The sequence below is a fragment of the Shinella zoogloeoides genome (genome assembly GCF_003574625.1).
In the GTDB taxonomy this organism is placed as follows: Bacteria; Pseudomonadota; Alphaproteobacteria; order Rhizobiales; family Rhizobiaceae; genus Shinella; species Shinella zoogloeoides_A.
This window is the reverse complement of record NZ_QNUJ01000015.1, coordinates 25,181-47,904: the sequence shown is the minus strand read 5'-3', so window position 1 is coordinate 47,904 and position 22,724 is coordinate 25,181. Positions and strand designations below refer to the sequence as shown.

23 protein-coding genes are annotated in these 22,724 nt (G+C 65.7%); 8 read left to right on the top strand and 15 right to left on the bottom strand.

Features of this window, described 5'->3' with window-relative positions:
* The first annotated feature begins 14 nt into the window (after positions 1 to 14).
* The 3 genes from atpD (at position 15) to DSD28_RS24100 (ending at position 3,720) form a co-directional block, all read left to right on the top strand.
* Positions 15 to 1,607 (top strand): F0F1 ATP synthase subunit beta, encoded by a 1,593-nt coding sequence (gene atpD / locus DSD28_RS24110; RefSeq protein ID WP_119258974.1) that lies wholly within the window; start codon positions 15 to 17, stop codon positions 1,605 to 1,607.
* Between the two features lie 70 nt (positions 1,608 to 1,677).
* Complete coding sequence (locus tag DSD28_RS24105) at positions 1,678 to 2,085, top strand: F0F1 ATP synthase subunit epsilon (protein WP_119259045.1); 408 nt, start codon at positions 1,678 to 1,680, stop codon at positions 2,083 to 2,085.
* A gap of 207 nt (positions 2,086 to 2,292) precedes the next feature.
* Complete coding sequence (locus DSD28_RS24100; protein WP_119259044.1) at positions 2,293 to 3,720, top strand: mannose-1-phosphate guanylyltransferase/mannose-6-phosphate isomerase; 1,428 nt, start codon at positions 2,293 to 2,295, stop codon at positions 3,718 to 3,720.
* On the opposite strand, the gene DSD28_RS24095 is transcribed toward DSD28_RS24100, so the two are convergent.
* Positions 3,717 to 4,463, bottom strand: a complete 747-nt coding sequence (locus tag DSD28_RS24095; RefSeq protein ID WP_119258973.1) for a metallophosphoesterase family protein — start codon at positions 4,461 to 4,463, stop codon at positions 3,717 to 3,719. The two genes, DSD28_RS24100 and DSD28_RS24095, sit on opposite strands and share 4 nt — an antisense overlap.
* A 145-nt stretch (positions 4,464 to 4,608) precedes the next feature.
* Here DSD28_RS24095 and ubiG point away from each other — a divergent pair, with 145 nt between their 5' ends.
* Entirely contained in the window at positions 4,609 to 5,358 is a 750-nt protein-coding gene (ubiG, locus tag DSD28_RS24090) for a bifunctional 2-polyprenyl-6-hydroxyphenol methylase/3-demethylubiquinol 3-O-methyltransferase UbiG (RefSeq protein ID WP_119258972.1), read from the top strand.
* A 25-nt stretch (positions 5,359 to 5,383) separates the two neighbouring features.
* On the opposite strand, the gene DSD28_RS24085 is transcribed toward ubiG, so the two are convergent.
* The 4 genes from DSD28_RS24085 to DSD28_RS24070 are packed head-to-tail and all read right to left on the bottom strand — an operon-like array spanning position 5,384 to position 7,770.
* The gene (locus DSD28_RS24085; RefSeq protein ID WP_119258971.1) at positions 5,384 to 5,812 is read right to left on the bottom strand and encodes a DUF1178 family protein; all 429 of its coding nucleotides are present in this window, start codon (positions 5,810 to 5,812) and stop codon (positions 5,384 to 5,386) included.
* Complete coding sequence (locus DSD28_RS24080; protein WP_119258970.1) at positions 5,809 to 6,678, bottom strand: carbon-nitrogen hydrolase family protein; 870 nt, start codon at positions 6,676 to 6,678, stop codon at positions 5,809 to 5,811. Before DSD28_RS24080 ends, DSD28_RS24085 begins: the two co-directional genes overlap by 4 nt.
* Before the next feature lie 11 nt (positions 6,679 to 6,689).
* Positions 6,690 to 6,944: a glutaredoxin 3 gene (gene grxC / locus DSD28_RS24075; RefSeq protein WP_119259043.1), complete on the bottom strand. Its 255-nt coding sequence runs from the start codon at positions 6,942 to 6,944 to the stop codon at positions 6,690 to 6,692.
* A gap of 34 nt (positions 6,945 to 6,978) precedes the next feature.
* Positions 6,979 to 7,770, bottom strand: coding sequence for a ComF family protein (locus tag DSD28_RS24070; RefSeq protein WP_119258969.1), 792 nt, complete (start codon positions 7,768 to 7,770; stop codon positions 6,979 to 6,981).
* 61 nt (positions 7,771 to 7,831) lie between these two features.
* Here DSD28_RS24070 and DSD28_RS24065 point away from each other — a divergent pair, with 61 nt between their 5' ends.
* Positions 7,832 to 8,701, top strand: coding sequence for a methyltransferase domain-containing protein (locus DSD28_RS24065; RefSeq protein WP_119258968.1), 870 nt, complete (start codon positions 7,832 to 7,834; stop codon positions 8,699 to 8,701).
* Positions 8,702 to 8,704: 3 nt separating this feature from the next.
* Here DSD28_RS24065 and DSD28_RS24060 read toward each other — a convergent pair whose 3' ends face one another.
* The 6 genes from DSD28_RS24060 to DSD28_RS24035 all read right to left on the bottom strand — a co-directional run bounded on the left by DSD28_RS24060 (position 8,705) and on the right by DSD28_RS24035 (position 12,807).
* Positions 8,705 to 8,881 (bottom strand): Flp family type IVb pilin, encoded by a 177-nt coding sequence (locus DSD28_RS24060; protein WP_119258967.1) that lies wholly within the window; start codon positions 8,879 to 8,881, stop codon positions 8,705 to 8,707.
* Between the two features lie 46 nt (positions 8,882 to 8,927).
* A complete protein-coding gene (locus DSD28_RS24055) occupies positions 8,928 to 9,248 on the bottom strand; it encodes a hypothetical protein (protein ID WP_119258966.1) in 321 nt (106 codons plus the stop codon).
* Positions 9,249 to 9,361: 113 nt separating this feature from the next.
* A complete protein-coding gene (locus tag DSD28_RS24050) occupies positions 9,362 to 9,784 on the bottom strand; it encodes a (deoxy)nucleoside triphosphate pyrophosphohydrolase (RefSeq protein WP_119258965.1) in 423 nt (140 codons plus the stop codon).
* Positions 9,781 to 10,539: a GNAT family N-acetyltransferase gene (locus DSD28_RS24045; protein ID WP_119259042.1), complete on the bottom strand. Its 759-nt coding sequence runs from the start codon at positions 10,537 to 10,539 to the stop codon at positions 9,781 to 9,783. Before DSD28_RS24045 ends, DSD28_RS24050 begins: the two co-directional genes overlap by 4 nt.
* A 79-nt stretch (positions 10,540 to 10,618) precedes the next feature.
* Entirely contained in the window at positions 10,619 to 11,857 is a 1,239-nt protein-coding gene (gene argJ / locus DSD28_RS24040; RefSeq protein WP_119258964.1) for a bifunctional glutamate N-acetyltransferase/amino-acid acetyltransferase ArgJ, read from the bottom strand.
* A gap of 50 nt (positions 11,858 to 11,907) precedes the next feature.
* Entirely contained in the window at positions 11,908 to 12,807 is a 900-nt protein-coding gene (locus DSD28_RS24035; RefSeq protein WP_119258963.1) for a peptidylprolyl isomerase, read from the bottom strand.
* A gap of 237 nt (positions 12,808 to 13,044) precedes the next feature.
* Between DSD28_RS24035 and secA the strand changes: the two genes are divergently transcribed.
* From secA to DSD28_RS24020, 3 genes are all read left to right on the top strand, one after another.
* A complete protein-coding gene (gene secA, locus DSD28_RS24030) occupies positions 13,045 to 15,765 on the top strand; it encodes a preprotein translocase subunit SecA (RefSeq protein WP_119258962.1) in 2,721 nt (906 codons plus the stop codon).
* Between the two features lie 130 nt (positions 15,766 to 15,895).
* Positions 15,896 to 17,323, top strand: coding sequence for a lipopolysaccharide biosynthesis protein (locus tag DSD28_RS24025; protein WP_119258961.1), 1,428 nt, complete (start codon positions 15,896 to 15,898; stop codon positions 17,321 to 17,323).
* Positions 17,313 to 18,584, top strand: coding sequence for a GNAT family N-acetyltransferase (locus tag DSD28_RS24020; RefSeq protein ID WP_119258960.1), 1,272 nt, complete (start codon positions 17,313 to 17,315; stop codon positions 18,582 to 18,584). Before DSD28_RS24025 ends, DSD28_RS24020 begins: the two co-directional genes overlap by 11 nt.
* 55 nt (positions 18,585 to 18,639) lie before the next feature.
* Here the strand turns inward: DSD28_RS24020 and DSD28_RS24015 are convergent, their stop codons facing one another.
* The 4 genes from DSD28_RS24015 to DSD28_RS24000 form a co-directional block, all read right to left on the bottom strand.
* On the bottom strand, positions 18,640 to 20,283 hold the full coding sequence (locus DSD28_RS24015) for an AMP-binding protein (RefSeq protein WP_119258959.1): 1,644 nt from the start codon (positions 20,281 to 20,283) through the stop codon (positions 18,640 to 18,642).
* Positions 20,284 to 20,356: 73 nt separating this feature from the next.
* Entirely contained in the window at positions 20,357 to 20,620 is a 264-nt protein-coding gene (locus DSD28_RS24010; RefSeq protein WP_119258958.1) for a BON domain-containing protein, read from the bottom strand.
* Positions 20,621 to 21,031: 411 nt separating this feature from the next.
* Positions 21,032 to 21,547, bottom strand: a complete 516-nt coding sequence (locus tag DSD28_RS24005) for a flavin reductase (RefSeq protein WP_119258957.1) — start codon at positions 21,545 to 21,547, stop codon at positions 21,032 to 21,034.
* Positions 21,548 to 21,673: 126 nt separating this feature from the next.
* Entirely contained in the window at positions 21,674 to 22,702 is a 1,029-nt protein-coding gene (locus tag DSD28_RS24000) for a methionine synthase (RefSeq protein ID WP_119258956.1), read from the bottom strand.
* Positions 22,703 to 22,724: the final 22 nt, after the last annotated feature.

Sequence of the window (22,724 nt, the reverse complement as noted above, 5' to 3'; positions counted from 1 at the left end):
AGAGGGTAAGAGATATGGCTAAGGCAGCTACCCCGAAGGACACCGCAGCGGCGAAGAAGCCGGCTGCGAGCAAGACGGTAACGGCGGCGGCTCCGGCCGCAGCGGCAACCAAGGCTTCGGCCACTGCCGCCAAGGCAAAGGCACCGGCCGCGAAGACCGCTGCGACCAAGGCTTCGGCTCCGGTCGCAGCCGGCGCAACCGGCCGCGTTACCCAGGTTATCGGCGCCGTCGTTGACGTCGCCTTCGACGGCGCTCTGCCGCTCATCCTGAACGCGCTGGAAACCGACAACAACGGCAACCGCCTCGTTCTCGAAGTCGCCCAGCACCTCGGCGAGAACACCGTCCGCACGATCGCCATGGACTCGACCGAAGGTCTCGTCCGCGGTCAGCCGGTCACCGACACGGGCGCTCCGATCTCCGTTCCGGTCGGCGACGAGACCCTCGGCCGCATCATGAACGTCATCGGCGAGCCGGTCGACGAAGCCGGTCCGCTCGTCACCAAGGCCAAGCGCGCCATCCACCAGGACGCTCCGGCCTATGTCGAGCAGTCGACGGAAGCGCAGATCCTCGTCACCGGCATCAAGGTCGTCGACCTTCTCGCGCCCTACGCAAAGGGCGGCAAGATCGGCCTCTTCGGCGGCGCAGGCGTCGGCAAGACCGTTCTCATCATGGAACTGATCAACAACGTCGCCAAGGCGCACGGTGGTTACTCGGTGTTCGCAGGCGTGGGTGAACGCACCCGCGAAGGCAACGACCTCTACCACGAGATGATCGAATCGGGCGTGAACAAGCACGGCGGCGGCGAAGGCTCCAAGGCCGCCCTCGTTTACGGTCAGATGAACGAACCGCCGGGCGCCCGCGCTCGCGTCGCCCTGACGGGTCTGACGATCGCTGAAGACTTCCGCGACAAGGGCCAGGACGTTCTGTTCTTCGTTGACAACATCTTCCGCTTCACGCAGGCAGGTTCGGAAGTGTCGGCTCTGCTCGGCCGTATCCCGTCGGCCGTGGGCTATCAGCCGACGCTCGCCACGGACATGGGCCAGATGCAGGAACGCATCACCACCACGACCAAGGGCTCGATCACCTCGGTTCAGGCCATCTACGTTCCCGCCGACGACTTGACCGACCCCGCGCCGGCAACCTCGTTCGCCCACCTCGACGCCACGACCGTTCTGTCGCGCTCGATCGCCGAAAAGGGCATCTACCCGGCCGTTGACCCGCTCGACTCCACGTCGCGCATGCTCGACCCGATGGTTGTCGGTGAAGAGCACTACGAAGTCGCCCGTAAGGTCCAGACGACCCTGCAGCGCTACAAGGCTCTCCAGGACATCATCGCGATCTTGGGCATGGACGAACTGTCGGAAGACGACAAGCTGGCCGTTGCCCGCGCCCGCAAGATCGAGCGCTTCCTGTCCCAGCCGTTCTTCGTCGCCGAAGTCTTCACCGGTTCGCCGGGCAAGCTCGTCGCTCTCGAAGACACGATCAAGGGCTTCAAGGGTCTCGTCAACGGCGAGTACGACCATCTTCCGGAAGCTGCCTTCTACATGGTCGGCTCCATGGAAGAAGCCATCGAGAAGGCCAAGAAGCTGGCTGCCGAAGCTGCTTGATGATTGTCGGGCGCCCGCACCGGGCGCCCTTCTCTTCCCGGCCGTATGAAATCAGAAGAAGTGAATGGTCATGGCTGACAGTTTCAACTTTGAACTCGTTTCCCCCGAGCGCCTGCTGGTTTCCGGCAGCGTCAGCGAAGTCGTCATCCCGGCGACCGAGGGCGAGATGACCGTCATGGCCAACCATGCGCCGACCATGACGACGATCAAGCCGGGCATCGTCACCGTGAAGACGGCCGACGGCAAGAAGGACCGCTACGTGGTCTTCGGCGGTTTCGCCGACATCATTCCGACCGGCTGCACGCTGCTCGCCGAATCGGCGGTCCATGTCGACGAATTCAACAACGACGACATCACGCGCCGCATCGAGGCTGTCCGCAAGGAGCTCGACCACGTGAAGACGGACGACCAGAAGTTCGGCATCGAGACCTATCTCGCTGAGCTGACGACGCTCCAGGGCATCGTGATGCCGGTCTGATGCCGGCCGCATGAAACACATCGAACCCGCTCCGGCGGGTTTTTTGTTGCCTTGTTTCGGGCGGAAGGACTCCTTTACCTTTCCGCGAGAATGGCTCACCCTTCATTCTGACAACCGCGGCGCGATTTCCTGTTTCTTTACGGGACGAGAGGAGATTGGCGCGAGATGCGGTCGCCGCGATGGCGGCTGGATGTCAGGATGGAATGGATGAGCAGCAAGATCGTACCCGTCATCATGGCCGGCGGAAAAGGCACCCGCCTCTGGCCCCTGTCGCGCGCTTCGGCGCCCAAGCAGTTCCTCGAATTCCTCGGGGAAACGACGCTCTTCCAGAAGTCGCTGGCGCGGGTTTCCGACAAGGCGCTTTACGAGCCGCCGGTTATTGTCACCAACAGCGATTTCCGTTTCCTTGTCGCCGAGCAGGCGCGGGCGGTCGACATGGCGCTGACCTCCATCCTTCTTGAGCCAGTGGCGCGCAACACAGCGCCCGCGCTCGCAGCCGCCGCGACGCTGATCGCCCGTGTCCATGGCAGTGACGCGATCATGCAGGTGCTCGCCTCCGACCATGAGATCGACGCCGATGCGACCTATTTCGACTGCATCGCCAAGGCGGCCGCCGCCGCCCGCACCGGACGCCTCGTGACCTTCGGCATCACGCCCAAGGAGCCGGCGACCGGCTACGGCTATATCGAGATCGGCGAGGAGCTCGGCAACGGCGCCCATGCGGTGCGCCGCTTCGTCGAGAAGCCGGACCACGACAACGCCGCCGCCATGCTGGCGACGGGCGGCTATCTGTGGAATTCCGGGATGTTCATGCTACCGGTCGGCCATTTCCTGCGCGAGCTGCAGCAATATGCGCCCGAGGTGCTGAATGCGGCGAGCGAAGCGGTCGCCAAGGCGCAGCACGACCTCGATTTCGAGCGGCTGGATGCCGAGGCCTTCGCCCGCGCGCCGGATATTTCCGTCGACTACGCTATCTTCGAGAAGACGCCGATCGCCGCGGTCGTGCCTTCGCCCATCTCCTGGTCCGATCTCGGGAGTTGGGATTCCGTGTGGAAGACCGGCCAGCGGGACGAGGCGGGCAATGTCGCCGACGGCAGCACGACGGTTCTCGACACGCGCAATTCGCTGGTGATTTCCCGCGATATCCATGTCGCCGTGCAGGGGCTGGAAAATGTCGCGGTCGTCGCCAGCGAGGATGCCGTCTATGTCGGGCGGCTGGAGGACAGCCAGAATGTCGGCAGGCTGGTGAAACATCTCGCGGCGCTGCCGAAGACGGCCAAGCTGACGGAGACGCATCCGACGTCCTATCGCCCCTGGGGCGGCTATACGTCGGTGCTGAACGGCGAGCGCTTCCAGGTCAAGCGCCTGTTCGTGACGCCCGGCAAGCGGCTGTCGCTGCAAAAGCACCATCACCGCTCGGAGCACTGGATCGTCGTGCGCGGCACCGCCGAGGTGACGATCGGCGACAGGACGATCCCGCTGCGCGAGAACGAGTCGGTCTATATCCCGCAGGGCGAGATGCACCGGCTCGCCAATCCGGGCAAGATCCTGCTGGAGCTCATCGAGGTCCAGACCGGCTCCTATCTCGGCGAGGATGACATCATCCGCATCGAGGACGAGTTCGGCCGCGGCTAGAGAAGCGTCTCGCCGTCGGGTGTGACCTTCAGGGCCGTCAGGCGGCCGGTGGCGTAGCAGGTCGTGTCGATGCAGATGCGGCCCGGGCGGAAGACCGGCTCGGGCCCCGCCGTGTGACCGTGGATGACGGTGACGGGCAGGCCCGGTCCGTCGCTGAGGAAGGGCTCGCGGATCCACATCATGTCGTGGTCTTCCTGCTGGCGCAGCGGCACGCCGGGCAGGATGCCCGCATGCACGAAGAGGCGGTCGCCGCAGCGGGCGGCGATCGGCAGGCCTTGCAGGAAGGCGATATGGCGGGCGGGTATGCGTGCCCGAAGGTCTGCGCCTAGGGCCTGCAGGCCGCCGGGGCGGTCGAGATAGCCGGAAGGTTCCAGCCCGTAGGAGCGTAGCGTCGCATCGCCACCGAAATCGAGCCAGCGCTGGTGTTGGGGCGGATCGGCGATGAATTTCAGGAACGTGTCGTCATGATTGCCGCAGAGCGCGATGCGCTCGATGCCGTCGCCATGGCGTTCCGCGGCGAGATGCTCGATGACGGCGCTCGAGGCCGGGCCGCGGTCCACATAGTCGCCGAGATAGATGATCAACGGCTGCGTGCCCGGATGGCCGGCCGCATCCTCCCGAATGCGCGCCTCCAGCGTCAGCAGCGTGGCATCGCAGCCGTGCACGTCGCCGATGGCGTAGATGAGCGGCCGGTCGGCGGCAAGGGTGAGACGCTGGCGGGGGGAGGAGGCGGATGCGGTCATGGTGACTGTCATAGCCGCCCGGGCGGGGCGCGGTCCAGAGCCGTTGCCGCGCTGGGCAGGGGCGGCCGCGCTTCACTTCGCCCTCTTGACATCCGCCGCGTTGAGGCCGACTTCACGGGGGGAGAAGACGCGAAGGAGACGAGCCATGAGTGAGGCAGCCCGCACGACGATCGACCAGGCGGAAGTCGACCGCTTTTCCGCCATGGCCGCCGAGTGGTGGGACCCGACCGGAAAGTTCCGGCCGCTGCACAAGTTCAATCCCGTTCGCCTTACCTATGTCCGCGATCTCGTCTCCGCCCAGTTCGGCCGCGATCCGCGGTCCCATCGCCCGCTCGAAGGTCTGCGCATCCTCGATATCGGCTGCGGCGGGGGCCTGCTCTCCGAGCCGATGGCGCGCATGGGGGCGGATGTGCTCGGTGCGGATGCGTCGGAAAAGAATATCGGCATTGCCAAGGCCCATGCGGCCGGCAGCGGCGTTCCGGTCGATTACCGCGCGGTGACGGCCGAGGCGCTGGCGGAAGCGGGCGAGACCTTCGATGTCGTGCTCAACATGGAAGTGGTCGAACACGTCTCGGATGTCGATTTCTTCCTCGGCACCTGCGCCTCCATGGTGCGGCCCGGCGGCATGATGTTCGTCGCCACGATCAACCGCACGCTGAAGGCGGCGGCGCTGGCTATCTTCGCGGCGGAGAACGTGCTGCGCTGGCTACCGCGCGGCACCCATCAATACGAGAAGCTGGTGCGGCCGGAAGAGATCGAAAAGCCGCTCACGGCATCCGGCCTGACGGTGACGGACCGCACGGGCGTGTTCTTCAATCCGCTGCTCAACCAGTGGAACCTCTCGAAGGACATGGACGTGAACTACATGCTGGTCGCGCGCCGCGCGTCCGCCTGATCTTCGCATTCAGGGCGAGGCGGCGTCAGTTCGTGTCGTCGGGCAGGACGGGGAGGGGGGCGACTTCGACGCCTTCCTCAAGAAGGTCGCGTACCTCGTCCGCGGTCGCCCGGCCGATCAGGCCGCGCTGCTCGGTCTCGCCATAGTGGATCTTGCGGGCTTCCTCGGGAAAGCGGTCGCCGACATCCTCGGAATTCGCGCGGATGGTCGAGACGATCTCGCGCAGCTTCGCCATCATCTCGCGCTGACCGGTCTGCACCGCCAGCTCCTGGCGCTGCTGCTTCTTGCGGGCGGTCGACACGGAAGGCGCCATCAGGCGCTTGGCGACGTGGGTCGAGCCGCAGGTCGGGCAGGAGACGAGCGCCATCTTCTGCTGGTGGTCGAAATCGTCCGCCGAGCCGAACCAGCCTTCGAAGGCGTGGCCGTTGTCGCAGGAGAGTTCGTAGCGGATCAAGCGGCAACGCCTCCCTTCGCGGGCGCGCCGGGCTCTTCGCCCGTCACTTCCAGGCTGAAGCTGCGCCCGTTGCGCAGGTTGGGAATCTTGTCGCGGGCGGCCTTCACGGCGGCGGTGTCGACCTCAGCCAGCACCACGGCCTCGCCAGTGCCGCCGGCAGAGGCGAGCACGCGGCCCCAGGGATCAACGATCATCGAATGGCCGAAGGTCTCGCGGCCGTCCTCGTGCAGGCCCGCCTGCGCGGCCGCGACGATATAGACGCCGTTCTCGATGGCGCGGGCGCGCAGCAGCGTTTCCCAATGCGCCTCGCCCGTCTGGCGGGTGAAGGCGGCGGGAACGGAGATGATCTGCGCGCCGGCCTGCGCCTCGGCCTTGAAGAGCTCGGGGAAGCGCACATCGTAGCAGATGGCAAAGCCCAGCCGCCCGAAGGGAAGGTCGGCAAGGCGCGCGACCGCGCCCGGCGAATAGACCGCGCTCTCGCGCCAGCTCTCGCCATTGTCGAGGTCGACGTCGAACATGTGGATCTTGTCGTAGGTGCAGATGCGCGCGCCGTCCGGACCGAAGAGGAAGCCGCGATTGGCGACCTTGCCGTCGGCAAGCGCGATGGCGGTGGAGCCGACATGGACGTGGATGGCGAGTTCGGCCGCAAGCGCTGCTGCTGCGGCGACCACGGGGTCGTCCTCCTCCTGCCGCAGGATGGCCTTGAGGCCGGCGCGGTCCCTCTGCAGGGCGCCGGTCATTTCCGGCGTCTGGACGTAGGTGGCGCCCTTGGCGGCCGCTTCGCGCACGAGCCGCCGCATCGTCTCCACGTTGCGGACCGGATCGGTCCCGGAGCACATCTGGACGGCGGCGATCGTGACGGTCATGGGCGGTCTCCTCAGGCGGCGAGCAGGGCGTCGAGCTCGCCCGCGCGCTCCAGCGCATGCAGGTCGTCGCAGCCGCCGACATGGCGATCGTTGATGAAGATCTGCGGGAAGGTGCTCCGGCCGGCGCGCTGGATCATCTCCTGGCGAAGCTCGGGCGCGTGGGTGGCGTCATGCTCCTCATAGGCTACGCCCTTCGTCTCGAGGAGTTTTTTTGCGGCGCTGCAATAGCCGCAGAACTGACGCGTGTAGATGACGACCGAAGCCATGCGTTCCTGCTCCAATGCTTGAAAAACCTGCCTTTCATATAGGTCCGGGAAGCGCCCTTGCAAAGGTCAAAACGGTCACGTCGCTGACGCCAGCCCGTTTCAGGCTGCGCGTCACGGCGGCGACGGTGGCCCCTGTCGTATAGACATCGTCGACAAGGACGACGCGGCGGCCGAACAGGGTTTCCCGGCCGGCGGTCGTGATGGCGAAGGCGCCGCGCACGTTCTCCTCGCGGGCGCGCGGGCCAAGGCCCACCTGCCGGCGCGTGCGCTTCGTGCGGCGGAGCGCGTCGACAAGCACGGGCTTGCCAGCAAGCCTTCCGATGGCGCGGGCAAGCTCGGCCGCCTGGTTGAACTTGCGCCAGATGAGGCGGGAGCGATGCAGCGGCACGGGCAGGATGACATCCGCCGCCTGCACGCTGCCATCGCCCGCGCGCAGCATCCAGCCGGCCATCATGGGCGCGAGATCGGTGCGGTCGCGGTATTTCAGCGACTGGACGAGGATGCGGGCAAGATCGTCATAAAGCGCGACGGAGCGCAGTCGGTCGAAGGGCGGCGGATTGGCGATCGCGTCGGCGCTGAGGATGCCGGGGCCGAGATCGTGCGAGAAGGGCGTGCCGAGCACGTCGCAATAGGGCCGCTCGATCAGCGCCAGCTTCAACCAGCAATGCGGGCACAGGCTCGCCTTGCTGCCGAGGAGCACGCCGCAGCCCGCGCAGGCCGGCGGATAGACGATGTCGAGCGCGGCGCCGGCAAGGGCGAGAAACCGGCGGGCGGCAGCCTGCCGGAAGGGGACTGCCGGCAATGGATCCGCCTCGATTTCGCCCATGCGGTTGACAATAGTCGCAGTTCGCGGCCAAAGCGAAGGAAATCCGAACGGGACTTCTCTCATGGAAACGCTCTTCGACCACGCCCTCATCGATGCCAACCGCCTGCGGGCGCTGCGCGGCGAGCCGGCGGACTTCCTCCTCAACGTGGTGGCGCGGGAGCTTGCCGAACGGCTCAGTGTCATCGATCGCCGCTTCGAGCGCGCCGTCGAGCTGCACGGCCATACCGGGGCAGCGGCGCGGGCCATCGTCGAGACCGGCAAGGTGGATGCGCTGGAGCGCGTGGAGAGCGACCGGCGCTTTGCCGGGCAAGGGGAGGCGGTCGTCGTCTCGCCGCTCGAGACGGTGCCGCTGGAGCCGCAGTCGGTCAACCTCATCGTCTCGCCGCTTTCCCTGCATCTCACCAACGATACGCCCGGCGTCTTCGTGCAGATCCGCCGTGCGCTGAAGCCCGACGGGCTGTTCCTCGCGGCCATTCCGGGCAGCGGCACGCTGCAGGAGCTGCGCGAGGTGCTGCTCGCCGCCGAGAGCGAGATCGCGGGCGGGGCGAGCCCGCGGGTCATTCCCTTCCCGGATGTGCGCGATGTCGGCGCGCTGCTCCAGCGCGGCGGCTTCGCCCTGCCGGTGACGGACAAGGAGAGCTATACGGTCCGCTACGATTCGATCTTCCCGCTGATGAAGGACCTGCGCGCCATGGGCATGGCCAATCCGCTTACCGGCCGCAGCCGGCGGCCGCTGACGCGGGGTATCCTGCTTCGGGCGGCGGAGCTCTATGCGGAACGGTTTTCCGATCCGGACGGGCGCATCCGGGCGACATTCTCGATCATCTATGTCTCGGGCTGGGCGCCGCATGAAAGCCAGCAGAAGCCGCTGAAACCCGGCTCGGCGAAGATGCGCCTTGCCGATGCGCTCAAGCAGGGCGGACAGGAATAGCCGTCAGTTCGGCGACTTGATCTTGTCGTTGAGCGTCATGAAGGTGTTGTTCAGGCTGTCGCTGAACGCCGTCAGGCCCGCGAGAAGGCCAACGGAGATGAGGGCGGCGAGGAGGCCGTATTCCACGGCGGTCGCCCCTTTTTCGTCGGAGAGGAACGATCGTACTAGTCCTGCAATCATTCCACCTCTCCCGTGTGCCATGCGGCACGTGACTTTCGCGCGCGGTTCAGCAGCCGCTGCCCGCTCCCGGGCCGTCGACGATGCAGACGGCGCCCGGCATTTCCTGCAGCACGCTGCGGCGGACCGTGTAGCGCTTGCCGGTTTCCGCCGGCTGGACGGAGCCCGTGGAGATCATGTCGAACTCGTCCGGCACATTCGCCATTATGCGTTTGTCGGTCTTGGCCGACAGGACCGGGGTGAGGACCAGTGCAAGGGCGATCACCGCCGTACCGAACAACAGGGCAAGGTTCAGCGCACCGGTCCGGGTGTCGCCGGCCGGGGTGAAATCCTTCTCCTGAACGGCTTTCCAGAAGTCTTCGTCACGCATCACAGGGTCTCGTAAGCATTCATTGCAACGTTTAGGCCCAATCTTTGAACGAGGGTGCTAAATGATTGCTTAACGCAGACCGGAAAATGCGAGGTTATTCCCTGCCTTGAGGCTCAGAGCAGGTCCATCAGGAAGGGGATGAGCGGCTCGTCGGCCGGCGGCATCGGATAATCGCGCAGCGCCTTCGGCCGCACCCACTTGATCGCCTGCCCCTCGCGGCCCCGCGCGGTGCCCTCGAAGCGCCGGCAGACATAGAGCGGCATCAGGAGGTGGAAGTCGTCATAGGTGTGGCTGGCGAAGGTCAGCGGCGCGAGGCACGGGATCTTCGTGGCGATGCCGAGTTCCTCGTCCAGCTCGCGGATCAGGGTCTCCTCCGGCGTTTCGCCGGGCTCGACCTTGCCGCCCGGAAATTCCCACAGGCCCGCGAGCTGCTTGCCCTCGGGGCGCTGGGCAAGAAGGATGCGGCCGTCGGCATCGACCAGCGCGCAGGCGGCGACGAGGAGGATGCGGCGCTGTTTGGCGATGGTCTCGGTCATGCCGCGTTCGGTCCCCGGTAGCTGTATTCGTAGACGTCCCGGAAGCCGGCGCGGCGGTAGAGCGCAAGCGCGGCGGCATTGTCCGCCTCGACCTGCACCCAGGCGTGGCGGGCGCCCTTGAGCTTGGCCCAGCGCAGGCTGGCATGCAGGATCGCCGTGCCGAGACCCCGGCCGCGTCGCTCTTGTGCAACGCCGAGCTGGAGGATGCCGGCAAGGTCGTTGTCCTGCACGGCGATGGTCACGGCGGTCGGGCCGAAATCGGGCTCCTCGAAGATGAAGAGGCCGGCCTCCGGCTTGATGGCGTTGATGATCTCGGTAAGACCCGGCTTGAGGCCGGGATCGTCGCCGGCGACGCGGATGCGCGCATCGACGAAGCGGCCGACGTCGCGGCTCGGCAGGTGGTCGAGGCCCTCGTCGCGCGACAGATCCGCAAGGTCCACCATCATGACGACGGTCCGGCCGACATTCGCCCAGCCGGCCTCGTCCATGAAGGCGACGAGCTTTTCGGGGGTAAGGGGCGTCTGGCGCACCAGCAGGGGGCGGCCATAATCGGCAAAGCGCTTGGCCGCCTTTTCGAGACGGATCTCGATGTCGCGCGTATCGGAGGGATCGAGCGGATTGACCGAGTTCAGCCGGCGCGAGGGATGGCCCGCCGTCAGCCGGCACAGCCAGCTTCCGTCATACTGCACGCTGGCCGCGGGCCATGCGCGGAAGCCGACGGCTTCCAGCCGCCGGACTTTCGGGAGATCGCTCATCGTCGTCTTCTGTCCGGAAGGGGTCACGCTCCGGGCCTCCATTCTGGCGCAATTCCGCTGCGCGCTTTTCCGGAACTGCCTAGCTGCGGTAGTCGCCGTTGATCTCGACATATTCCTTGGTGAGGTCGCAGGTCCAGACCGTCGCCCGGCCTTGGCCGAGGCCGATCTCGACGCGCACCGGAATATCCTCGCGCTTCATGACGGCGGTGGCGGCCGCTTCGGAATAGGACGGGTCGCGCTCGCCGTCGACGGCGACGCGCACGTCGCCGAACCAGATGGCGAGGCGGTCGCGGTCGGCCATCTCGCCGGACTTGCCGACGGCCATGACGACGCGGCCCCAATTGGCGTCCTCGCCGGCGACGGCGGTCTTGACCAGCGGGGAATTGGCGATGGAAAGCGCGATGCGCTTGGCCGCCTCGTCGCTCTCGGCGCCTTCCACGGTGATCTCCACCATCTTGCGCGCGCCTTCGCCGTCGCGGACGACCTGAAGGGCAAGGTCGCGCAGGAGATCGCCCAGGGCGGCGCGGAAGGCATCGAGGGATGCATTGTCGGCCGTGACCGGCTTCTGGCCGTCGGCGGCGGCAGCGCCGGTGGCGAACAGCATCAGCGTATCCGAGGTGGAGGTGTCGCTGTCGACGGTGACGGAATTGAAGGTCGGACCGACGCCGGCCGACAGCAGCGATTGCAGCACGCCGGCGGGAATGTCGGCATCGGTCACGACGAAGGAGAGCATCGTCGCCATGTCGGGTGCGATCATGCCGGCGCCCTTGGCGATGCCGTTGATGCGGACGGTGACGCCGCCGAGCTCGGCGGTGCGCGTCGCCACCTTCGGATAGGTGTCGGTCGTCATGATCGCCTTGGCGGCCTCGAACCAGAAATCCTCCGTGCCGGAGGCGGCAAGGCCGTCGAGCACGCCGGAGAATTTTGTGGCGTCGAGCGGTTCGCCGATCACGCCGGTCGAGGCGAGGAAGACCTCACCTTCGCCGCAGCCGACGGCCTTGGCCGCGGCCTCGGCGGTCAGCTTCGTCGATTCGCGGCCCTTGCGGCCGGTGAAGGCGTTGGCATTGCCGGAATTGACCACCACGGCGCGGGCGACGCCGCCCGGAAGGTTGGCGCGGCAGAAATCGACCGGGGCCGAAGGGCACTTGGAGCGGGTGAAGACGCCCGCGACGGCGGCGGGACGGTCGAAGACCATCATCAGCACGTCGGTCCTGTTCCTGTACTTGATCCCGGCGGCGGCGGTCGCCATGCGCACGCCGCGCACCGGCGGCATTTCGGCATAGGTTTTCGGGGCGAGCGGGGAGATGGAACCGGACATGGCGCTTTCCTGAAGGGTGGAGGCCCGGCTCGCGCCGGGCCATGGTCGTCTTACTGCTGGCCTTCGGTCGCGGGGGCGGCGTCTTCCGCGCCTTCCGCTTCCTGCTTGTTGACCGCGTCATAGGCGGTCTTCAGGGCGGCGTCCGTGATGTCGATCGGCGCTGCGGCCTTGGCCTTTTCGAGCAGTTCCAGATACTTGTCGCGCATGACGAGCTGGCGGACCTGCGGCTCGACCTGGTCGAGCGCCGGGGGCTGCTGCTTGCGCTTGTCCTCGACCTTGATGACGTGATAGCCGAACTGCGTCTTCACCGGCTCCTTGGAATAGGCGCCCTTTTCCAGCGCGAAGGCGGCCGCTTCGAATTCCGGGACCATGCGGCCCTTGGCGAAATAGCCGAGGTCGCCGCCTTCCGACTTGTTCGGGTCGGTCGACTTCTCCTTGGCGATCTCCACGAAGTCCTTGCCGGCGTCGAGGTCCTTGATGATGGCCTTGGCCTCTTCCTCGGTCTTGACGAGGATATGGCGGGCGCGGATCTCGTCCTGCGGCTCGATGGCGGCGATTTCCTTCTCGTAGCGCGCCTTGACCTCTTCCGGCGTGACGGCGTCGACGACGTGCTTCTTGAAGTAGGCGTTGTGCAGCTCGCGATCCGTCAGGAAGGCGAGGCGCTGCTTGAAGTCGGCGGTGTCCTGGAGGCCTTCCTTGTCGGCGTCTGCGGCGAGCAGCTTGACGTCGATGATCGAGGAGAGGGCGGCGACGCGCTTCTGGTCGTCCGGCAGGTTGGCGAGCTGCGGATCGAGGCCGGCCATGCCGAGCTTCAGCTCCGATTCGTGGATCTCGACCGCGCCGACCTTGGCGACGACCGGATCGGCTGCCGCATCCTGCGCACGGGCGATGCCGCCGGCGGCGACGATCGCGACAAGAGCGACCGTTGCGAGCTTGCTGTACTTGAACATATCGAAAAGACCTTTCACATCCTCGCCGGAATCGGGCCGATATCCGGTGCCAGACGGCTCAACAGCACCAGAATGTGGCCGTTGTGCAACCGCCTGAGCCGTTGACATCATTCGACCCCCCTCTTATCTGTCACGCAATCCCGCGTCCAGAACAGTTTCCGGGCGTTTCACGGCTTTGCGCGCAATTATCGTGCGACCTGTCACGCGCCGGGCGCCCACAAAGAAAGGACCATCCTGATGGTCAGCCTCGGCGGCATCGCCCGCAAGTTGTTCGGCTCTTCCAACGATCGCCGTGTCCGTTCCTATAAATCCCGCGTCGACGCGATCAACGCGCTCGAACCCGAGATCAAGGCGCTCTCCGACGAGGCGCTCCGCGCCAAGACCGTGGAATTCCGCGAACAGCTGGCCGCCGGCAAGACGCTGGACGATATCCTGGTGCCGGCCTTCGCGGTCGCCCGCGAGGCGGCGTTCCGCGTCCTCGGCCTTCGTCCCTTCGACGTGCAGCTCATCGGCGGCATGATCCTTCACGAAAAGTCGATCGCCGAAATGAAGACCGGTGAAGGCAAGACGCTCGTCGCCACGCTCCCCGTCTATCTCAACGCCCTTGCCGGCAAGGGCGTGCATGTCGTGACGGTCAACGACTACCTCGCCACCCGCGACAGCGCCCAGATGGGCCGGATCTACGGTTTCCTCGGCCTTTCGACCGGCGTCATCGTGCACGGCCTCGACGACGACCAGCGCCGCGCGGCCTATGCCTCGGACATCACCTACGCGACGAACAACGAGCTCGGCTTCGACTATCTGCGCGACAACATGAAGTACGAGCGCGGCCAGATGGTCCAGCGCGGCCACTTCTTCGCCATCGTCGACGAAGTGGACTCGATCCTCGTCGACGAGGCGCGCACGCCGCTGATCATCTCCGGCCCGCTCGACGACCGCTCCGACCTCTACACGACCATCGACGCCTTCATCCCCATGCTGGAAGAGGCCGACTACGAGATCGACGAGAAGCAGCGCTCGGCCAACTTCTCGGAAGTCGGCACGGAGAAGCTGGAAAACCTCTTGCGCGAGGCCGGGCTTCTCAAGGGCGAATCGCTCTACGACGTCGAGAACGTCGCCATCGTCCACCACATCAACAACGCGCTGAAGGCCCACAAGCTCTTCACCCGCGACAAGGACTACATCGTCCGTAACGACGAGATCGTCATCATCGACGAGTTCACCGGCCGCATGATGCCGGGCCGCCGCTATTCGGAAGGCCAGCACCAGGCGCTGGAAGCCAAGGAAAAGGTCACGATCCAGCCGGAAAACCAGACGCTGGCCTCGATCACCTTCCAGAACTATTTCCGCATGTACGACAAGCTCGGCGGCATGACGGGCACGGCCTCCACGGAAGCCGAGGAATTCGGCAACATCTACGGCCTCGAGGTCGTGGAAGTGCCGACCAACCTGCCGATCCAGCGTCTCGACGAGGACGACGAGGTCTACCGGACGGCGGAAGAGAAGTACAAGGCGATCATCGAGGAGATCAAGGCGTCCCGCGAGAAGGGCCAGCCTGTCCTCGTTGGCACGACGTCCATCGAGAAGTCCGAGCTTCTGGCCGAACTCCTCAAGAAGTCGGGCTTCAAGGACTTCCAGGTTCTCAACGCCCGCTACCACGAGCAGGAAGCCTATATCGTCTCGCAGGCGGGCGTACCGGGCGCGGTCACCATCGCCACCAACATGGCCGGCCGCGGCACCGACATCCAGCTCGGCGGCAATGTCGACATGCGGCTGGAGCGTGAGCTCGCCGAGATGGAGCCGGGCGCCGAGCGGGATGCGAAGCGCGATGCGATCATCGCCGAGGTCAAGCAACTCAAGGAGAAGGCGCTCGCCGCCGGCGGCCTCTACGTTCTCGCCACCGAGCGTCATGAAAGCCGCCGCATCGACAACCAGCTTCGCGGCCGTTCGGGCCGTCAGGGCGACCCGGGCCGCTCGAAATTCTTCCTGTCGCTGCAGGACGACCTGATGCGCATCTTCGGCTCCGAGCGCATGGACTCCATGCTCCAGAAGCTCGGTCTCAAGGAAGGCGAGGCCATCGTCCATCCGTGGATCAACAAGGCGCTGGAGCGCGCGCAGAAGAAGGTCGAAGCCCGCAACTTCGATATCCGCAAGAACCTCCTGAAATATGACGACGTGCTCAACGACCAGCGCAAGGTCATCTTCGAGCAGCGCATCGAGCTGATGGACAGCGAGAACCTGTCGGAGATCGTTTCGGACATGCGCCACGAGGTCGTCGAGAACCTCGTGCGCCTGCACATCCCGGAAAACGCCTATGCCGAACAGTGGGACGGTCCCGGCCTCAAGCAGGGCGTCGCCGAGCAGCTGAACCTCGACCTGCCCATCGAGGCGTGGGTCGCCGAGGAAGGCATCGACGAGAAGGACATCCTGGAGCGCCTGCGCGCCGCCGCCGACGGCGCTGCCGCCGACCGCGCCGAGCGCTTCGGCCCGGAAATCATGGCCTATGTCGAGCGCTCCGTGCTGCTCCAGACGCTGGACCACCTGTGGCGCGAGCATATCGTCAACCTCGATCACCTGCGCTCCGTCATCGGTTTCCGCGGCTATGCCCAGCGCGACCCGCTGCAGGAATACAAGGCCGAGGCCTTCGAGCTGTTCCAGGCGCTTCTGGCGAACCTTCGCCAGACCGTCACGGCGCAGCTCATGCGCGTCGAGCTGGTGCGCCAAGCCGCCGATGCACCCGCGCCGGTGCCGCCGTCCATGGAAGGCCACCACATCGACGGCACGACCGGCGAGGACGATTTCGGCGAAGGCGGCAACCTGATGGCCGATGCGGTCGATCCGGAAGACCGTGATCCGAACGATCCGTCGACCTGGGGCCGCGTCGCGCGCAACGAGCCGTGCCCCTGCGGTTCGGGCAAGAAATACAAGCATTGCCACGGCGCCTTCGAGCAGGCGTGACGATCTGAAAATGCCGCCTCCGGGCGGCATTTTCTTTCGGGGGATGAAGGGTGCCGTCCAACCCTTTGTTAACCCTGATCTGACAAGACTGGCTTCATCAGTTTTGCGTAGCGTTCGGGTTCCTGTGTTGATGGCGGTCATTCAGACGGCGGAGAAATTGCTGCCTGCGGGTCTGCGCGGCAAGGCCGAGCCGTTCGTGCGAACGCTCGCGAGCCTTACCGCCGGCAACGACCCCCGTACGCTCGCCCAACGCATGGCGCTCGTCACCTTCGCCATTCGTGTCGCCAGCGCCGCCATCGCCTTCATCACCCAGATCGTCCTTGCCCGCGTGATGGGCGAGTTCGAATACGGCGTCTTCGTCTTCGCCTGGGCGCTCGTCGTGATCTGCGGCGACATGTCCTGTCTCGGCTTCCACACGACCGTCGTGCGCTTCCTGCCGGATTATGCGGGGCGCAATGCCCATGCGGAGATCCGCGGCCTCACCTCGACCGCGCGCATCTTCGCCATGCTGTCCTCCACGGCGCTGGCGATCCTCGGCTTCCTCGTGCTCTGGCTCTTTCATGAGAGCTTTGCCGGCTACTATGTCGTGCCGCTGTTCATCGGCCTCTTCTGCATGCCGATGATCGCGCTCGGCGACGTGCTGGACAGCACTGCGCGGGCGCATAGCTGGGCGCTGGCGGCGCTGAGCCCGACCTATATCATCCGCCCGCTGCTGATCCTCGTCTTCATGGTGCTGGCCGTGCGGACGGGCGCGCCGCATACCGCGTTGACGGCGATGGTCGCGGCCCTCGCGGCGACCTATCTGACGACCGTCGTGCAGTTCTTCAACATCATCCGGCGGCTCGGCAGGCACTATGTCGCGGGCCCCCGCAAGATCGAGATGTCGCTCTGGGTGAAGGCGGCGCTGCCGATCTTCCTCATCGAGGGCTTCGGCTTCCTGCTGACCAATTCCGACGTGATCATCGTCGGCCTCTTCCTCGACCCCGAGAGCGTCGCGATCTATTTCGCGGCGGCCAAGACGATGGCGCTGGTGCATTTCGTCTTCTTCTCGGTGAAGGCCGCCGCGGCGCCGCGCTTTTCGGCGCTGTTTTCCTCTGGCGACCGGCTGGCGCTGGCGCGCTTTGCCGGCGAGACGGTGCGCTGGAGCTTCTGGCCGTCGCTAGCCGTCGGGCTCGGCGTGCTGGCGCTCGGCCATTTCCTGCTGTCGCTCTTCGGCCCCGCCTTCACCGCCGGCCACAGCCTCATGGCGATCCTGCTTGCCGGCATCATGGCGAAAGCCCTCGTCGGCCCCGGCGAGGTATTGCTCACCATGTCGGGCGAGCAGCGGCTCTGCGTCGGCGTCTATGCCGTGGCCTTCGCGGCGAACGTCGCCTTCAACGTCACGCTCATTCCGCTCTTCGGCGTCACGGGCGCCGCCATCGCCACGGCCGGCGCCATGGTCGTCGAGGCGGTGCTGCTGCATCTCGCCGTGCGCGGAAAGCTCTCGATCATTCTCTTCGCCTTTGCCGATCCGGTGCGGGCGAACCTTGCCAACGGGATGGACAACCATGACCGATAGCCACGGCCTCGACCATGCGATCGCGGCGGGCCGCGCCCAGGCCGTGATTCCGCCGGCGGCGCCGCTTGCGCAGCCGCCCGCAGACCAGCGCATTCCCGTCGGTCGCCCGGGCCGCTCGCTGTCGCTCTATCCGGCGACGGCCGGCTACGAGCTGCAGCAGGAACTCGACTTCCTGTCGAACCGCGTCATGGATCCGAACATCTTCTTTACCGGCCGTTTCCTCGCGCCGGCCATGCCGCGGCTGGAGGACCGTACGGTGCGCCTCTCCGTCATCCGCGACGAGAGCGAGGGGCGCAGCCGCATGCGCTTCCTCATGCCCTTCTCGGTCGAGAAGCCGGGCTTTTCCATCGGTACCAGCATCCTGCGCGCCTGGTCGAACCCGTTCGGCCCGCTCGGCACGCCGCTGGTCGATGCCGAGGATGCCGCCGAAACGCTGGACAACCTGCTCGAAGCGCTCGCGGGACCTGCCACCGGCCTGCCGCCGGTGCTCGTCCTGCCGGACCTTCGCCTCAACGGTCCCTTCGCGCAGCTGATGCGCGCGGTCGCCATCAGCCGGAACCTGCCGCTCACCGTGACCGACACCTATCGCCGGCCGATGCTGGAAAGCCTGCTCGACGGCCAGACCTATCTTCAGAAGGCGATCTCGCAGCAGCATTTCCGCGAATTGCGCCGGCAGTGGCGCAAGCTCGATCGCCTCGGCGCGCTCAGCTACAATGTCGCGCGCCAGCCCGCCGATATCCGCCTTCGCATGGAGGAGTTCCTGCTTTTGGAGGCGGGCGGCTGGAAGGGACGCGGCCGCACGGCGATGATCAACGACCGCTACCGCGCCGCCTTCGCCCGCGAGGCGATCACCAACCTGGCCGAGACGGACGGCGTGCGCATCCACACGCTCGACCTCGACGGCCGCGCCATCGCCTCCATGATAGTCTTCCTCACCGGCGGCGAGGCCTATACCTGGAAGACGGCCTATAACGAAGACTATGCCCGCTATTCGCCCGGCAAGCTGCTTCTTGCAGAGCTGACCGAATGGCATCTCGACGACGCCAATATCGCGCGCTCGGATTCCTGCGCCATCCCCGACCATCCGGTGATGAGCCGCTTCTGGGAGGAGCGCGAGGACATGGGCACGCTCATCATCGGCCTGCAGCAGAACCGCGACCGCGATGTGCGGCAGGTGGCGACACAGCTTCACCTCTACCGCAATACCCGCAATGTCGCGCGGTTGCTGCGGGACAAGATCCGCTCGCTCGCCAGGCGTTAAGGGCATTTTCCGGCCGAAGCGGGCATCGCTTCGGCGTCGTATAATCCGGTTAAAACTAGGCGGCGCGGGCCGCCTCTTCCGCCGCCCGCTTGCGCAGGAGATGGCGGATGACCTTGCCGGAGGTCGTGAGCGGCAGGGAATCGACGAAATCCACCTCGCGCGGATATTCGTGCATGGAAAGCCGAGACTTGACCCATTCGCGGATCTCGGCGGCAAGGGCCGGCGACGGCACTTCGCCGGGGCGCAGCACCACATAGGCCTTGACGATCTCCGTGCGCACCGGGTCCGGCTTGCCGACGGCGGCGGCGAGCTGCACGGCGGGGTGGCCGGCAAGGCAATCCTCGATCTCGCTCGGGCCGATCCGGTAGCCGGAGGAGGTGATGACGTCGTCGTCGCGGCCGAAGAAGGTGACGTAGCCTTCCTCGTCCATGCGGCCGAGATCGCCGGTCATCAGCCAGTCGCCGACGAATTTCTCCGCCGTGGCCCTGTCGTTCCGCCAGTAGCCGAGGAACATCACGGGATCGGGCCGTTTCACGGCGACCTGGCCGACGGTGCCGCGCGGCAGCTCCCGGCCCTCGGCGTCGATGATCGCGACGACATGGCCCGGCACCGGCTTGCCGATCGGCCCCGGGCGCGACACGCCGAGCTTGCCGATCGAGCCGAGCACGATGTTGCACTCCGTCTGGCCGTAGAATTCGTTGATGGTGATGCCGAGCGTGTCGCGCACCCATTCCCAGGTCTCGCGGCCGAGGGATTCGCCGGCCGAGCCGATGGTGCGCAGGTTGAGCCGGTATTTTTCGCGCGGATTGGCGACCGTCTTCATCAGCCGCAGCGCCGTCGGCGGAATGAAGGCGTTGCGCACGTCCATGTCCTGCATGATGCGATAGGCCATGTCGGGGTCGAATTTCTGGCCCGGCGAGGAGACGACCGGCACGCCGAGCAGCAGCGCCGGCAGGAGAACGTTGAGAAGCCCGCCCGCCCAGGCCCAGTCGGACGGGGTCCAGATGCGGTCGCCGGGCTGCGGCAGGAATTCATGGTGCATCTGGAAGCCGGGCACATGGCCGAGCAGCACGCGGTGGCCGTGCAGCGCGCCCTTCGGCGGACCCGTCGTGCCGGACGTATAGATCATCATGGCCGGATCATCTGGGCCGCTGTCGACGGAGGCGAACGGGCCGGCGTGCCGGGCAAGAAGGTCGTGGAAGCTCTTCGCGTCGGCATCGTCGGCCGCCTCGGTCGCGATGACGATGTCGAGCGTCGGCAAGTCTTGCCGGATGGGCTTCAGGCGTTCGAGGCCGAACCGGTTGGTGACGATGGCCTTCGCCTCGGCATTCTTCAGCCGGAAGGAAAGGACGTCCGCGCCGAAGAGCAGGGCCAGCGGCAGGGCGATGGCGCCGAGCTTGTAGATCGCGACATGGGCGATCACCGTCTCGAAGCTCTGCGGCAGCAGGATCGCCACCCGATCGCCCCTGCCGACGCCTTCCGCCTGCAGCGCCGCGGCGAAGGCGTCCGAGCGGGCGGCAAGTTCGCCATAGGTCATGGAGAGCGGCGGGGCGTCGGGCAGGAAATGCTGGAGGCAGACGCGGTCCGGCTCGCGCGCCGCCCAGGCATCGGAAACGGCGGTGCCGATGTTGAAGCGTTCGGGGATCTGCCAGCGGAAATCCCGGTACAGGGCGTCGTAGGTCGATCTTTCGGCAAGCATCCGGTGTCTCTCCAGTTTGCTGCATTGCAACTAGCATTCCGGAGGGCCGCACCGCAATGGCGGCTTTCGAAGGTCAGAGCCAGGAGAGGCGGTTGTCGACCTCGGTGACGTCCTTGATCGCGGCGGCCACGGCCACGGCGCGGTCGGCCTCCTCCGGGGAGGTGACGCTGCCGGAAAGCACGATCCGCGTGCCCTTGCAGGTCACGGTGATGTCCGAGGCGTCGACATCGCCGGCGAGCGAAAGCGCGTCCGCCACCGCCGTTTCCAGCCAGGCGGGATGCGGACCGTCGAAATGCTCGGGCAATTCGCCCTTGAAGGTGCCTTCCTTGAAAACCATGATGCGCTCCTATGGCAGGCTTTGCAGGGAAACGTGGGCCGGGCGGATTTGTTCGCGCAGCCCGCGCGATCCTGCCCGCATTCGGATCATAGTGGAAGTCCCCGAAACGGATGAGACCCAAGAGCGTGCACATCGCTCTCGGGTCCCCCTCACAACCGCATCCGGGGGTGTCTGCGGTTGCCGACATTAAATGCGGCTTCGCAAAATTTGTTCCCGCTAAAGAACAAATTTTCGGAGCGACGGCTGGCAGCGCCCTTTCGATGCGATGCGGCCACGATCGTCTCGCCTGCTATCTCCGCGCACACCGTCCAACATGTATCGGACGCGGTTGAGTTCGTGCCGATCGCGCCTTGCCTGCGTGAGAGGAAAAGCCGGAATCAATACCAGCGGAATACCGTCAAACTCCGCTCATCAAAGATTCCGGGCCCAGGCGCCAAGATAGCGACGCATGCAGTACAGCAGTGTCGCCCGTTCCTCGTTCTCACGAATATCGATTATGCGCCCGAAGACGATGCGGTGGGTGGCCTCGTCCACGGCATTGGTAAGTTCGCATTCGAAGCTGACCGAGGCATTGGCCAGGACCGGGATACCCGTGAGGCCCTCTCCCCATTCGCCAAGCGCAAATCGGTCCTTTGCCGGCGTCTTGCCGCCGAAGGCGTCAGAGATGTCTTCCTGGCCCGGCATCAACGTGTTGACGCAGAAATGGCGCGCGCTTTCGAAGGCATGAAAACACGAACTCGCACGATTGATGCAGACGAGAAGCGTTGCCGGCGTATCGCTGACGCTGCAGACCGCGGAGGCCGTAAACCCGTAGCGCTCGCCGCCAGATTTCGTGGTAACGATGCTGACCGCCGAGCCGAGGCGCGACATACCGCTGCGAAACGCGGCCTTGTCCACAATGTCGAAGCGGTGGTCCACCATGCCCATGTCGGCCTCTCAGGTGCGTTTGGTACGCGCGCAACCGAGGCGGTCACGCAGTGTCCACTGTTCATATGCAATGCGCCCCGGCACGCCCGGGGATTACGCATCCCGGTGGCCGGGAGATCGTCCAGACTAGGCGGACAGCTCTTTTCGGACGATTTCCGCGCCGGCACTCAAGGCCTGCAGCTTGCCCCTTGCCACGCGGCGAGACAGCGGCGCCATGCCACAATTGGTGCAGGGGCAAAGCTTATCGGCATCCACGAATTGAAGGGCCTTCCTTAGCGTGGCGGCAACTTCCTCCGGGGTCTCGATGGTATTGCTTGCCACGTCGATGGCCCCGACCATCACCTTCTTGCCTCGGATCAGCTCGATCAGATCCATTGGAACATGAGAGTTGTGGCATTCCAGAGAGATCATGCCGATGCTGGATTTCTGCAGCTTGGGGAACGATTCCTCGTATTGCCGCCACTGCGACCCCAGCGTCTTTTTCCAGTCCGTATTGGCCTTGATGCCGTAGCCGTAGCAGATATGCACGGCGGTTTCGCATTTCAGGCCTTCGATCGCCTTTTCCAGGGTGGCGACACCCCAGTCGTTCACCTCGTCGAAGAAGACGTTGAATGCGGGCTCGTCGAACTGGATGATATCGACGCCGGCGGCCTCCAGTTCCCTAGCTTCCTGGTTGAGAATCTTGGCGAATTCCCAGGCCAGCTTCTCGCGGCTTTTATAGTGGTCGTCAAAAAGCGTATCGATCATGGTCATCGGACCCGGCAGCGCCCACTTGATCGGCTGCTTCGTCTGCTGGCGCAGGAACCTGGCGTCTTCAACGAAAACCGGCTTCTGGCGCGATACGGCGCCGACGACCGTCGGGACACTCGCATCGTAGCGATCGCGAATTCGAACGGTCTCGCGTTTTTCGAAATCAACGCCGTCGAGGTGCTCGATGAATGTCGTCACGAAATGCTGGCGCGTTTGCTCGCCATCGCTGACGATATCGATGCCGGCCTGCCGCTGGTCGTCCAGAGACAAGCGCAGGGCGTCCTGCTTGCCCTCCGTCAGTTGCTCGTCCTGCAATTTCCAGGGGGACCAGAGCGTCTCGGGCTGCGCAAGCCAGGAGGGCTTCGGCAAGCTGCCGGCGGTGGAAGTGGGCAACAGTTTTTTCATGGCAGGCGACCTTGTATTTTCC

Coding starts and splice junctions, on each gene's coding strand:
- atpD (WP_119258974.1), top strand. CDS start 15: ATGGCTAAGGCAGCTACCCCGAAGGACACCGCAGCGGCGAAGAAGCCG.
- DSD28_RS24105 (WP_119259045.1), top strand. CDS start 1,678: ATGGCTGACAGTTTCAACTTTGAACTCGTTTCCCCCGAGCGCCTGCTG.
- DSD28_RS24100 (WP_119259044.1), top strand. CDS start 2,293: ATGAGCAGCAAGATCGTACCCGTCATCATGGCCGGCGGAAAAGGCACC.
- DSD28_RS24095 (WP_119258973.1), bottom strand. CDS start 4,463: ATGACCGCATCCGCCTCCTCCCCCCGCCAGCGTCTCACCCTTGCCGCC.
- ubiG (WP_119258972.1), top strand. CDS start 4,609: ATGAGTGAGGCAGCCCGCACGACGATCGACCAGGCGGAAGTCGACCGC.
- DSD28_RS24080 (WP_119258970.1), bottom strand. CDS start 6,678: ATGACCGTCACGATCGCCGCCGTCCAGATGTGCTCCGGGACCGATCCG.
- grxC (WP_119259043.1), bottom strand. CDS start 6,944: ATGGCTTCGGTCGTCATCTACACGCGTCAGTTCTGCGGCTATTGCAGC.
- DSD28_RS24070 (WP_119258969.1), bottom strand. CDS start 7,770: ATGGGCGAAATCGAGGCGGATCCATTGCCGGCAGTCCCCTTCCGGCAG.
- DSD28_RS24065 (WP_119258968.1), top strand. CDS start 7,832: ATGGAAACGCTCTTCGACCACGCCCTCATCGATGCCAACCGCCTGCGG.
- DSD28_RS24060 (WP_119258967.1), bottom strand. CDS start 8,881: ATGATTGCAGGACTAGTACGATCGTTCCTCTCCGACGAAAAAGGGGCG.
- DSD28_RS24055 (WP_119258966.1), bottom strand. CDS start 9,248: ATGCGTGACGAAGACTTCTGGAAAGCCGTTCAGGAGAAGGATTTCACC.
- DSD28_RS24050 (WP_119258965.1), bottom strand. CDS start 9,784: ATGACCGAGACCATCGCCAAACAGCGCCGCATCCTCCTCGTCGCCGCC.
- DSD28_RS24045 (WP_119259042.1), bottom strand. CDS start 10,539: ATGAGCGATCTCCCGAAAGTCCGGCGGCTGGAAGCCGTCGGCTTCCGC.
- argJ (WP_119258964.1), bottom strand. CDS start 11,857: ATGTCCGGTTCCATCTCCCCGCTCGCCCCGAAAACCTATGCCGAAATG.
- DSD28_RS24035 (WP_119258963.1), bottom strand. CDS start 12,807: ATGTTCAAGTACAGCAAGCTCGCAACGGTCGCTCTTGTCGCGATCGTC.
- secA (WP_119258962.1), top strand. CDS start 13,045: ATGGTCAGCCTCGGCGGCATCGCCCGCAAGTTGTTCGGCTCTTCCAAC.
- DSD28_RS24025 (WP_119258961.1), top strand. CDS start 15,896: ATGGCGGTCATTCAGACGGCGGAGAAATTGCTGCCTGCGGGTCTGCGC.
- DSD28_RS24020 (WP_119258960.1), top strand. CDS start 17,313: ATGACCGATAGCCACGGCCTCGACCATGCGATCGCGGCGGGCCGCGCC.
- DSD28_RS24015 (WP_119258959.1), bottom strand. CDS start 20,283: ATGCTTGCCGAAAGATCGACCTACGACGCCCTGTACCGGGATTTCCGC.
- DSD28_RS24010 (WP_119258958.1), bottom strand. CDS start 20,620: ATGGTTTTCAAGGAAGGCACCTTCAAGGGCGAATTGCCCGAGCATTTC.
- DSD28_RS24005 (WP_119258957.1), bottom strand. CDS start 21,547: ATGGGCATGGTGGACCACCGCTTCGACATTGTGGACAAGGCCGCGTTT.
- DSD28_RS24000 (WP_119258956.1), bottom strand. CDS start 22,702: ATGAAAAAACTGTTGCCCACTTCCACCGCCGGCAGCTTGCCGAAGCCC.